The sequence below is a fragment of the Deltaproteobacteria bacterium genome, assembly GCA_016875225.1.
Lineage (GTDB): Bacteria > Myxococcota_A > UBA9160 > SZUA-336 > SZUA-336 > VGRW01.
Genome location: VGRW01000103.1, coordinates 1 through 9,934, shown reverse-complemented (window position 1 = coordinate 9,934; position 9,934 = coordinate 1). Strand labels below are relative to the sequence as shown.

The 9,934-nt window shown below is 70.2% G+C and carries 14 protein-coding genes; 3 read left to right on the top strand and 11 right to left on the bottom strand.

The window, feature by feature from the left end; translation table 11 throughout:
* Nucleotides 1-139: 139 nt before the first annotated feature.
* Nucleotides 140-811, top strand: coding sequence for an LLM class flavin-dependent oxidoreductase (locus FJ108_16585; protein MBM4337505.1), 672 nt, complete (start codon nucleotides 140-142; stop codon nucleotides 809-811).
* Here FJ108_16585 and FJ108_16580 read toward each other — a convergent pair.
* From FJ108_16580 to FJ108_16550, 7 genes are read right to left on the bottom strand one after another with little or no spacing between them, the layout of a single operon-like run.
* Nucleotides 805-2,001 carry a hypothetical protein gene (locus tag FJ108_16580; GenBank protein MBM4337504.1) on the bottom strand — a complete coding sequence of 399 codons (1,197 nt, stop codon included), beginning with the start codon at nucleotides 1,999-2,001 and terminating at the stop codon, nucleotides 805-807. The two genes, FJ108_16585 and FJ108_16580, sit on opposite strands and share 7 nt — an antisense overlap.
* Nucleotides 1,998-2,753 (bottom strand): methyltransferase domain-containing protein, encoded by a 756-nt coding sequence (locus FJ108_16575; GenBank protein ID MBM4337503.1) that lies wholly within the window; start codon nucleotides 2,751-2,753, stop codon nucleotides 1,998-2,000. The genes FJ108_16580 and FJ108_16575 overlap by 4 nt, the downstream gene beginning before the upstream one ends.
* 23 nt (nucleotides 2,754-2,776) lie before the next feature.
* A complete protein-coding gene (locus FJ108_16570) occupies nucleotides 2,777-3,196 on the bottom strand; it encodes a nucleoside-diphosphate kinase (GenBank protein ID MBM4337502.1) in 420 nt (139 codons plus the stop codon).
* Nucleotides 3,197-3,220: 24 nt separating this feature from the next.
* Entirely contained in the window at nucleotides 3,221-3,907 is a 687-nt protein-coding gene (locus tag FJ108_16565) for a nucleotidyltransferase family protein (GenBank protein MBM4337501.1), read from the bottom strand.
* A complete protein-coding gene (locus tag FJ108_16560; protein ID MBM4337500.1) occupies nucleotides 3,796-4,452 on the bottom strand; it encodes a carbon monoxide dehydrogenase subunit G in 657 nt (218 codons plus the stop codon). The genes FJ108_16565 and FJ108_16560 overlap by 112 nt, the downstream gene beginning before the upstream one ends.
* A complete protein-coding gene (locus FJ108_16555; GenBank protein MBM4337499.1) occupies nucleotides 4,326-5,186 on the bottom strand; it encodes a xanthine dehydrogenase family protein subunit M in 861 nt (286 codons plus the stop codon). Before FJ108_16555 ends, FJ108_16560 begins: the two co-directional genes overlap by 127 nt.
* Nucleotides 5,183-5,818, bottom strand: a complete 636-nt coding sequence (locus FJ108_16550; protein MBM4337498.1) for a hypothetical protein — start codon at nucleotides 5,816-5,818, stop codon at nucleotides 5,183-5,185. The genes FJ108_16555 and FJ108_16550 overlap by 4 nt, the downstream gene beginning before the upstream one ends.
* A gap of 207 nt (nucleotides 5,819-6,025) precedes the next feature.
* Here FJ108_16550 and FJ108_16545 point away from each other — a divergent pair, with 207 nt between their 5' ends.
* A complete protein-coding gene (locus FJ108_16545; GenBank protein ID MBM4337497.1) occupies nucleotides 6,026-6,256 on the top strand; it encodes a hypothetical protein in 231 nt (76 codons plus the stop codon).
* An 85-nt stretch (nucleotides 6,257-6,341) separates the two neighbouring features.
* Here the strand turns inward: FJ108_16545 and FJ108_16540 are convergent, their stop codons facing one another.
* From FJ108_16540 to FJ108_16530, 3 genes are all read right to left on the bottom strand, one after another.
* Entirely contained in the window at nucleotides 6,342-6,644 is a 303-nt protein-coding gene (locus FJ108_16540; protein ID MBM4337496.1) for an ASCH domain-containing protein, read from the bottom strand.
* Nucleotides 6,641-7,270 (bottom strand): ATP-binding cassette domain-containing protein, encoded by a 630-nt coding sequence (locus tag FJ108_16535; GenBank protein MBM4337495.1) that lies wholly within the window; start codon nucleotides 7,268-7,270, stop codon nucleotides 6,641-6,643. The genes FJ108_16540 and FJ108_16535 overlap by 4 nt, the downstream gene beginning before the upstream one ends.
* A gap of 175 nt (nucleotides 7,271-7,445) precedes the next feature.
* Complete coding sequence (locus FJ108_16530; GenBank protein MBM4337494.1) at nucleotides 7,446-7,841, bottom strand: hypothetical protein; 396 nt, start codon at nucleotides 7,839-7,841, stop codon at nucleotides 7,446-7,448.
* A 21-nt stretch (nucleotides 7,842-7,862) separates the two neighbouring features.
* On the opposite strand from FJ108_16530, the gene FJ108_16525 reads away from it, so the two are divergent.
* Nucleotides 7,863-9,041, top strand: coding sequence for a DUF2493 domain-containing protein (locus tag FJ108_16525; GenBank protein ID MBM4337493.1), 1,179 nt, complete (start codon nucleotides 7,863-7,865; stop codon nucleotides 9,039-9,041).
* Between the two features lie 61 nt (nucleotides 9,042-9,102).
* Here FJ108_16525 and FJ108_16520 read toward each other — a convergent pair whose 3' ends face one another.
* Entirely contained in the window at nucleotides 9,103-9,771 is a 669-nt protein-coding gene (locus FJ108_16520; GenBank protein MBM4337492.1) for a hypothetical protein, read from the bottom strand.
* Between the last annotated feature and the right edge of the window lie 163 nt (nucleotides 9,772-9,934).

Below are 9,934 nucleotides of genomic sequence, written 5' to 3'. Positions count from 1 at the left end.
GATCCCAAGGGCCGCTTCGTCGTCTACCTGGCGGATCAGGACACGGACAACATCTTGGAGCTCTACCGGGTGGACGCGAAGACCGGCGCGGTCACGAAGCTGAACGCCCCGCTCGTCGCCCTCCGGAGAGACGCGCGCGATCCGCTTCCTGCACCGCGAGCGTGGCTTCATCGAGCTCGACCGGCCGATCCCGATCTGGGTCGCGGCCAACGGTCCGGGCGCGCTCGCGGCCGCCGGCGCGTACGGCGACGGGCGCATCTCCGCGCTGAACGAGCCGCCCGACATGACGCGCGCGAGCCTGGCCGCGATCGCGGCCGGCGCGGCGGGCGTCGGACGCGCGCTGCCCGCCGACTTCCACACCGCCGCGCTGACCAGCGCCGTGGTGCTCCGTCCGGGCGAGACGCTCACGAGCGAGCGCGTGATCGACGCGGTCGGCTCGCAGGTCGCCGCGGCGCTGCACTACTGCTGGGAAGGCGTGCAGCAGTCGGGAAATCCGAACCAGGTTCCGCCGTCGGTCCGCAATCTGTTCGCCGAGTACTGCGAGTACGTCGGCAAGATGGAGACGCCGCGCGAGAAGCGCTACCTGCAGATCCACGAAGGACACTGCAGCTTCCTCGTGCCGCAGGAGCGCCGCTTCATCACCCCCGAAGCGATCCGCACCTGGATCCTCGCCGGAACCCCGGACGAGATCATCCACCAGCTGCGCGAGGCGGAGCGCGCCGGCCTGCGCGAGATCACCCTGCTTCCGCCGATGGACCACGCGCGCGAGATCTTCCGCGACATTTCCGAGCACGTGATCGCACGCTACTGAGGTCGTAAATCCGCTCGCGCATCTCCGCTCTCGGATACGGCAGACGGATCCTCCAGCCGCGTGCACAGCCAGCCGGTTCGGAGCGAGTCTCGAGACTGGAGCCAGGCTATGGGCTTCGGTGAGAGCGGGTGCGACGCGTGCACCCGGTTGGCCTCGCGCCAGATCCGCAGCGGATCGCCCTCGGGCTCGACCGCGACCTCGCGCACCTCGATCGAGGCCCGTGACTCGCCCGAGTCGGCAAATGCTCCCGCGGCCGCCGCGCTCCGCAGCGCCTCCGGGCTGCGCAGCGTCGCGGGGAGCGCTGCGCGGCGCTCGAACCCGACGAGATCCTTCTGCTCCAGGCGGGAGAACATGGAGTTCGTCGCGGTGCAGCGGCGCGCGGCGCGTTCGCCGAGGCGCGCGCGGGTGCGCGCGAGCCAGCCGCGCACCGCGCTCCGGGCTCCTTGCGCGTTCTGCCCCGCGTAGCCGGAGTAGAAGTTTTCCTCGCGCTCGGGTGCGTCGCTCCGGAAGAGCGCCGCGTTCTCGAACTGCCAGGTGAGCTTTCCGAGCTGGCTCCACGCCTGCCGTCGGAGCGGCCAGCGGCTGCGGCGCACGTGCTTCCAGTCGATCACACGCAGTGGATCGTCGCCGGTGAGTCGCACCAACACGTTTGCGGGGTGAAGGTCGTCGTGGAACAAGCCGAGCCGATGCATGTCGCGCACGGCCTCACCGAGCGCTCGAAGCAGCCCGGAGAGCGCGGGAGCGGAGGCCGGCGAGCGAGCGATCCCGGTCAGTGTCGCGTCGTGCTCCCAGTACTCCGTCACGAGCACGCTGGCGACGGGCGCTCCCAGGCGGTAGCGCTCGCCCAGCGCGATCGGCCGCACGGTGGGAAGCCCGGCGCGAAAGGCGATCGAGTGGTAGCGCCACTCCCGCGCCGCTCGGGTCGAGTGCAGCAGGTGGCCCAGCCAGCGCAGCAGCCGCGGGTAGCGCATCGTCTTCGCGATCACACGCAGCGGCGGATCGCAGTCCCGAAGCCAGCCCTCGTGCACCTCGCGGTCGCGGCGTCCTTGAATGCGTCGGAACGCACCGTCCGCGGAGAGCTTCTCCCAGCCCGCTCGCGAGCGGATCGCGCTCGAAGCGCCGCTCGCGACCCGCCAGCGCAAGCCATCGTGTCGAAAGCGTTCGACGCGAAGCTCGCGCTCGCCGCTCACGACTTCCGGGCGACCACGATCAGATTGTCGCCTCCGGTGAGAATCGCGCTCGATGAGACCTCGTCGAGCGCGTAGGCCTCGCGGCTCTCGTCGCGCGTGAGACGTCCGACGAGTCGGATCAGCGCGGCGAGGGGAGCCTGGAGCCAGCGAGCGCGTCGGCGGTCGGGCTCGAGCTGCTCCACCGCGAACCCGTTCGCGAGCAGGAGCTGCCGCACGGTGGGCCAGAGGAGGGTCGTCCGAAAGTGCGCGTCCTCGTCCTCGACCGTCTGCACGTCGAAAGACCGGAGCGTCACTCCCTTCGAGATGTATCCGTGCCAGAGGAAGTGGAGACGCCGCCGCAGATGAGCGTAATTCGGGAACGACACGATCAGCGTGCCCTTCGGGCGCAGCACGCGGCGGAACTCGCGGATCGCGATCTGCGGCGAGTGCAGGCGGTGCAGTCCGGCGATGCAGGCGACGTAGTCGAACTCCTCCGCGCCGAACGGCAGAGCCGCGTTGAGGTTCGCCTGGACCCAGGGCGTGCCGCTCAAGCGGAAGAAGCCGGGATCGATGTCGGCGCAGGTGACGTCGAAGCCGAGCTGAATGAGCGCCTGTGAGAGCGCCCCTTGTCCGCACGGCAGGTCGAGCAGGCGTCCGCGCGGGCGCGGCTCGAGAAGCTCGACGAGCCGGGCGTGGTGGCCCGCGCGCGTCATCGGCTTGGGAGCCGCGTCTCGCGCTCTCGCTTCAGCCGCCGCTCCGTGTGCCTTTGACATCAGGATCTCCTGCGCGGCGGAGTTTAGCGTCGAACCAGCTCCGTCTCCGCGAAGAAGTACGCGATCTCGGCCTTCGCGGTCTCGGGCGCGTCGGAGCCGTGCACGGCGTTCTGCTCGATGTTGGTCGCGTGGAGCTTCCGGATCGTGCCTGCGTCGGCCTTCGCGGGGTCGGTCGCGCCCATCAGCTTGCGATAGCGCGCAATCGCGTCGTCGCCCTCGAGCACCGACACGACGACCGGGCCCGAGGTCATGAACTTGACCAGGCTCGAGAAGAACGGGCGCTCCTTGTGCACGGCGTAGAAGCCCTCGGCCTTGGCTTGGTCGAGCTGGATCATCTTGGTGCCCACGATCTTCAAGCCGGCGCCCTCGATCAGAGCGAGGATCGCACCGGTCTTGTTCGCGCGGACGGCATCGGGCTTCACGATCGAGAAGGTTCTTTCCATGGCGCGGCAGGGTAGCCGGAGGCGTCAGCTCGGCAAATCCTCGGGGCGGTCGAGATCGCGGCCGCGCGGCGGCGGGAGGTCGACGAAGCGAAGCGCGTCAGCCTGTGCCGCGATCACGCTCCGCCCGCCCTCGCGGCCGCGCAGCTCGAGCAGATCGGGGAAGAAGGCGCGCGCGAACAGCACGGGCGACCCCGGCTCGCCCGCGTAGCGCGCTCGCACGATCGCGCCCGGCTCGGCGCGGAGCTCCGTGAACAGGCGCTCGAAGTCGGCGGCCTCGAGAAACGGCTGGTCCGCGAGCGCGAACAGCAACCCGATCGCGTCGGGCGAGGCCGCGCGGACCGCGGCGCGCACCGATGCGGCGCGACCCTCGTCGGGATCCTCCGCGAGTACGACAGCGACACCGAGAGTCTCGGCAAGGGCGGCGCCGCGCACGTCGTCGGGTGCGAGCACGACGAAGATCCGCGCCGCGCTGGTGGCGGCGAGCGTGCGCACGACGCGTTCGAGCAGCGGCACGCCGTCGAGCGCGAGCAGGTGCTTCGCGCCGCCCAGACGCGACCCGCGCCCGGCGGCGAGCACGCAGGCCTCGATCACGGAGGCGCTCAGTCGTCCCGGCGCAGGCCGAGCAGGCGCAGCAGCGTGCGCCACAGCAGCTGGAAGAACGAGCTCACCGGCGGTGCGGCGACCTTCTGCTCCGGAGCTTCGGGCCGCCAGCGCTCGAACGCGCTGAAGAACTGGCCGGCCATCTCGCGCGTCACGCCCGAGATCATGCGCTGGCCGAGACGCGCGATCTGGCCGCCGATCTGCACGTCGGCGACGTACGACACGCTCGTGCCCTCGTCGACTTGCGCCAGGGAGAGGACCACCTCACCGTCGACGAAGCCGACCGGACCCTTGCCCGTGAGTCGCAGCTTCACGCGCTCGGGCGGAACGCGCTCGAGGAACTCGAGCGTCCCCTCGAACCGGCCGGTCAGCGCGGGCATGCGCACTTCGAGCAGCGCGTCGAAGTGGTCGGCGTCGCGGGCTTCGAGCTTCTCGAGCCCGGGCGTGCAAGCGCGCAGCACGCGCGGGTCGATGATCCGCTCCCAGGCCTGGGCGATCGGCGTCTCGACGAGCTGTCGGCCCTCGAGCTTCACGCGGCCGCTCGCGCGCTCGCGGCGAGCAGCGCGCGCAGCGCGAACACGCCGACGAGATGCGCGCGATAGTCCGCGGAGGCGTGGAGGTCCTCCATCGGGTCGGCCTCCTCGATCCGCGCGCAGACCGGACGCAGCGTCGCGGCGTCGGGCGTCTTTCCGGCCAGGCGCTTCTCGAGCGCGGCCGCGCGGAACGGCACCGAATTCACGCCCGTCACGCCCACGCTCGCGCGCTCGATCCGGCCGCCGCGGTCGAGCGTGACCTGCGCCGCGACGCCGACGATCGCGAAGCCCGACGCCGGCTGGCGCAGCTTCACGTAGGCGGTTCCCGCGCGTTTGCGCTCGACGGAGAGGCGCACCTCCGTCAACACTTCGTCGTGTCGCACGGCCGAGGCGAGCATGCCGGTGAAGAACTGCGCGGCCGGGATCGCGCGCTCGCCCTTCGGGCCGACCACGGTCGCCTCGCCGTCGAGCGCGAGGAACGCGGCGGGCCAGTCCGCGGCGGGGTCTGCGTGGACGAGGCTGCCGCCGATCGTGCCGCGGTGGCGCACCTGCACGTCGCCGATCGATCCGGCGGTCTCGCAGATCACGTGGACGTCTGCGAACTCTCGAAGATTGGTCAGAGCGCGGTGCGTCGTGCGCCCGCCGATCGCGAGCTTCCCGCGCTTCTCGGAGATGCCCTCGAGATCCGGCACGCGGCCGAGATCGACGAGCAGCGACGCCGCCGCGAGCCGGTGCTTCAGCGCCGGAATCAGGCTCATGCCGCCGCCGAGCAGCTTCGCGTCCGCGGTTCGCGCGAGCAGCTCGATCGCTTCTTTCAGGCTGCGCGGCGCGGCGTACTCGAAGGTCTCGGGAATCATCGCGACACCTCCTGGAGCGCGCGCCAGACGCGTTCGGCTTTGAGCGGCATGTCGAGGTGCTTCACGCCGCGCGGCCGCAGCGCGTCGAGAACCGCCGAGACGATGCACGGCGTCGAGCCGATCGTGCCGAGCTCGCCGATGCCCTTGGCGCCGAGCGGGTTCAGGTGCGTCGGCGTGCAGGTCGAGTCGAGCTCGATGCGCGGGAACATGTGGGCCTTCGGCATGGCGTAGTCCATCAGCGTCGCGGTGAGCAGCTGCCCGTTCTCGTCGTAGCGGACCTCCTCGCACATCGCCTGACCCAACCCCTGGATGATTCCGCCGAGCCGCTGCCCGTCGGCGAGCAGCGGATTCACGATCTTGCCCGCGTCGTCGACCGCGAGATAGCGCGTGAGCGAGACCTCGCCGGTGTCGGGGTCGACCTCGACCTCGCAGAAGTGCGCGCCGAACGGGAACGTGGTGCCCGTCGGCTCGAAGCGCGCGACTGCCTCGAGGCCCGGCTCCTCGCCGGGGATCGGCACGTTCCACAGGTGTGCGGCCTCCGCGACCTGGCGGAACGAGAGCTTCCGCTCGCTGCCCGCGACGCGGAACGACTCGCCGTCGAAGCTCACCTGCTCGGGCTTCGCGTCGAGCAGGTGGGCCGCTCAGAGGCCCGATCATCGCTTCGGGCGCCCGATTCCGCGCTGGCGACGGATGTTACAGAACGCCTCTTGCCGGAACTCCGGGCTAGGATCGCGCTTGTTTGTCCTATCCTCGAGCGCCCCGCGTCGATCTCGCCCGTCGCCGTCGCGCGCTTCCGCGCCGCGCAGCCGCACGCCCTACTCGTTACGGACGATCTCCAGATGCAGGGCTTGCAAGGCGCCGCGAACACCGTCGACGCCGTAATGCAGGCGCTCGCCGCGGGCCTCGATCTGCTGTGCATCGGCAACAACCTGCTCGCGCAAGCCGACGAGTGCCTCGCAGCCGCGCGCCAGGTGCGCGCCCGCGCCGAGAGCGAGGCCGCGTTCGCGCAGCAACTCGCGGCCTCGCGCGCGCGCATCGCGGAGCGGAAGCGCTTTGCGGCAGGTCCATGAACGTGCAACGGGGACGTACGTGCGACTTCACACGTGCAAGCGCGTTGCACCTACGTCCCCGTTGCACGTCCGAGCGGCGTCGCGCTCAGCGACGCGCTCTCCTCGCGCGCGCCGGCGGCAGGTAGTGGAAGCGCACGAGGTAGATGTTCTCGCCGCGGCCGTGCTTGGCGACTTTCAGCAAGTCCACCACGCCCTTGAAGCCCGAAGCGCGCGCGAGCTCGGGCGTGATGTCGGCGAGGGTGATCGGCAGGATCGAGTCGACCTCGATCTGACCTTCTTCCATCGCGTAGCGCCCGCCGACTTTCACGCGCGGCTGGATCCAGATGCGCACGCTGCAGGTGATCTCGCCGCTGCGGACACCGTCGCGTAGCCGCTTCGTGAAGATCACCGAGCATCCGCCGCTTCGAGCTCGGCTGCGAGCGCCTCCCACTGCGCGTAGAGCCCGGCGACTTCGTCCTTCAGCGCATCGCGCTCGGCCTCGATCTCGCGCACGCGCTCGTAGTCGCTGTAGACGTCGGCGTCGCCGAGACGCGCACCCAGCTCCTCGACCTGCGCCTCCTTCTCGCCGATCTGCTCCTCGAGGCGCGCGATCTTTCGCTCCGTGCGCTCGCGCGCTTTGCGCTCCTCGCGTGTGCGCTGCGCATCGCTCGCGGGGGGCGCCGTGGTTCCGTTCACCAGGGTCGCGCTCGGCGCCGCGGTCGCGGCTGCGCGCTCGGCGTCTTCGCGCAGCTTCGTGAGGTAGGCGTCGTAGTTGCCGAGGAACTCGCGCAGCTTGCCGCCGCGCACTTCCACGACGCGCGTCGCCAACGCGTTCACGAAGTCGCGGTCGTGCGAGATGAAGACGAGCGTGCCGCTGTAGTCCGCGAGCGCGCTCTCCAGCACTTCGCACGCTTCGACATCGAGGTGATTCGTCGGCTCGTCGAGCACGAGCGTGTTGCTCGGCCGGAGCAACATCTTCGCGAGCGCGAGGCGCGCCTTCTCGCCGCCCGAGAGCACCGAGACTTTCTTCTGCACGTCGTCGCCCGAGAACAGGAACGCGCCGAGATGGCTGCGCAGGCGCGGGATGTCGTCGAAGCTCGCGACCGACTCCAGCTCCGCGAGCAGCGTGCGCTCCGGCGAGAGCGTCTCGAGCTGGTGCTGCGCGTAGAACGCGACCTGCGCGTTGTGGCCGAGCCGCTCAGAGGCCCGATCATCGCTTCGGGCGCCCGATTCCGCGCTGGCGACGGATGTTACAGAACGCCTCTTGCCGGAACTCCGGGCTAGGATCGCGCTTGTTTGTCCTATCCTCGGTGCGCACCATGTACTTGAAGAAGAAGCGCACGTACTGCTTGCCGCTCATGATGTAGTTGTTGGTCGCGTGCGGGTTGAAGTAGCCCATGCCGTTGAGCATGAAGCGGTTGGCCAGGTCGCCGAACGGGATGCGCACGCGCGACTTGCCGCGCACTTCGATGAGCGGGTGCACCGGGTCGGCGGCGCAGTAGGGGTCGTACTGGTGGCCGTGCGTGACGAACGTGTCGCCGTCGCTGACGTAGAACCACTCGCAGAAGCGCACGCGCGTGGTGTCGCCGCCAATCGCCTGCCGCACGCGCTCCTGGACGGCCGGCCAATGCAGTTCGAGGTCGTGGTTGCCGAACACGAACACCAGCTCGTGCCCGCCGTCGAGCCAGCGCCGCAGCGCCGCGAAGAACTCGGGATGGTCGCGCACGATCACGTCCATCTTCCAGGCCGAAGCCCACTCCTCGGAACCGAGCCCGCGCAGGCGTTCGAGCCAGTGCAGCCCGGCCTTGCGGTCGTCGGGCGCGCCGAGGATGCAGGTCTTGTCGCCGAAGTGCAGCGCGCCCGGCGGCGACTTCGCGTTGTTCCACGCCTTCCAGTGCCAGTCGAGGCCGGCCTGCGCCGGGTCCGAGGCCCACCCTTCGTCGCTCCCATCGAACTTGTTGGAGAGCGGCGTCGGCGAGCAGCAGCCGGGCACGCTTGCGGCCGTGTACACGCACTTGCCCTTGTCGCACGCGTCCTGCGTGCATGGGTTGAAGTCGTCGCACTCGCCGTCGGACAGGCAGCACGTCGACGTGAACGAGCACAAGCCCGCGCTGCACACGCCTTTCTGGCACGGGTCGCTGGTCTTGCAGTCGCCGGTGCGAGCGACTACGCCCCGCTCCTGGCGCTGCTCTCCCAGCGACGCCTCGCGGGCGACCAGATCGATACGAATTCCAAAGTCTTCACCACCGGAGCCGTGCCCGTCGAGCAGTTCTGGGACCGCGCGTGCGCCGACAACTTGAAGTACATCGTCGTTGCGCCCATGTCGTATTTCGCGCCGAACACCCTGGCGAAGCGCGCCACGATCCTGAAGCACTTCCGCCGCGACAAACCGTGTCGTTTGCCATCGGCCCCGAAGCGCTGGACCATGGCGGGCATGAAGTTGGCGCTCGTCGGCTCCCGCACGTTCACGGACCGCGCCCTGATGGCGCAGACGGTGGCGCACTTCGTCGAACGCAACCCGGTGCGCGAAATCGTGACCGGCGGTGCCGCGGGGGCCGACGCGCTGGCCGAGGAGGTGGCGCGCGACCTGGCCCTGCCGGTCACCGTGGTGCGGGCCGACTGGCGTCGCTACGGCGCGGCGGCGGGCCCGATCCGCAACGCCGAGGTTGTGCGCCTGGCCGATGCCGCGATCGCGTTCGTCGACAAGCCGCTCATCGCCTCGAAGGGGACGAACGACGTCGTGTGCCGCTTCCGCAGAGCCGGCAAGCCGGTGGAGGTGGTGCAGGGTCCGATTGCCGCGACCTGACGCCGCGACGAGATGGTTGGGATTCCTGGCGCCGGATCGGACGACGCGACCGGCTGCGTCGCTACCGCAATGCCGCGCGCAATGGCTCGTGTGCAACCGGTTCACGCCGGCCGGGACCGAGCCACAGGCGCGATGCCGCCGGCAGTCCGAGATACAGTGACCGCGCCGCTCCCAACACGCGCTCGTCCCCCAGCGCCCAGTGCGCCTGGCCGGCCAGGTGGGTCAGCGCTTCCCCTTGCTCGGTCATGCGCCCACGCCAGCGATCAACGTGCCCAACCGCCGCGAGCAGCGCACGCTTGTCGCCGTTGCAGCGCGCATCGGCGGCCACCAGGTTGTACAGGCTGTTGTTGGGGTAGCGCGCCCATGGCAGGAAGTGGTCGACGTGAACCTCGGCCTTCCGCAGCGCGCCGCCGCAGTAGAAGCAAGCGCCGTGCTGGAGTTCGACGAGTCCCGGCCGCACGGGCCCGAGGTCCTCGCGCTCGGCACCGAACAGGAACTCGCGCATGTCGACCTGCTGCGACCCGTTCAGCTTGGCGACCTTGGCGGCCCAGTGCTGCTCAACGAACGCCCGCAGCACCGTGCCGACGCGAACGAACGCCGAAGCGACCCCGGGCTGCAACCGCACCTGGTTGTCGAGGGCTCGGCCGGCGGAGGTGCTCGTGTGCGTGCATTGTGCAGGGTGCCTGCGCGTCGTGGAGATCGCGACGGAGCCGGAGGCGACGCGCCGCATCGCGCGAGAGGAGCGACGGAGGCGAGGCGAGCCGGAGAGCGCACACGAGGCGCGCGCGTCGCCGCGAGGACCGCCGGGGCAGCTGTCGTTCACGTTTCGGTGAGCGTGCTGAGCGTGCTGAGCGTGCCTCGGCGTGTTTGCGCGCCGCGCGCCAGGAGACCCC

What these genes read in the sequence shown, in the direction of transcription:
- FJ108_16575 (MBM4337503.1), bottom strand. Translation starts at nt 2,753, where the DNA reads ATGTCAAAGGCACACGGAGCGGCGGCTGAAGCGAGAGCGCGAGACGCG.
- FJ108_16570 (MBM4337502.1), bottom strand. Translation starts at nt 3,196, where the DNA reads ATGGAAAGAACCTTCTCGATCGTGAAGCCCGATGCCGTCCGCGCGAAC.
- FJ108_16555 (MBM4337499.1), bottom strand. Translation starts at nt 5,186, where the DNA reads ATGATTCCCGAGACCTTCGAGTACGCCGCGCCGCGCAGCCTGAAAGAA.
- FJ108_16545 (MBM4337497.1), top strand. Translation starts at nt 6,026, where the DNA reads ATGCAGGGCTTGCAAGGCGCCGCGAACACCGTCGACGCCGTAATGCAG.
- FJ108_16525 (MBM4337493.1), top strand. Translation starts at nt 7,863, where the DNA reads ATGCAGTTCGAGGTCGTGGTTGCCGAACACGAACACCAGCTCGTGCCC.
- FJ108_16520 (MBM4337492.1), bottom strand. Translation starts at nt 9,771, where the DNA reads ATGCGGCGCGTCGCCTCCGGCTCCGTCGCGATCTCCACGACGCGCAGG.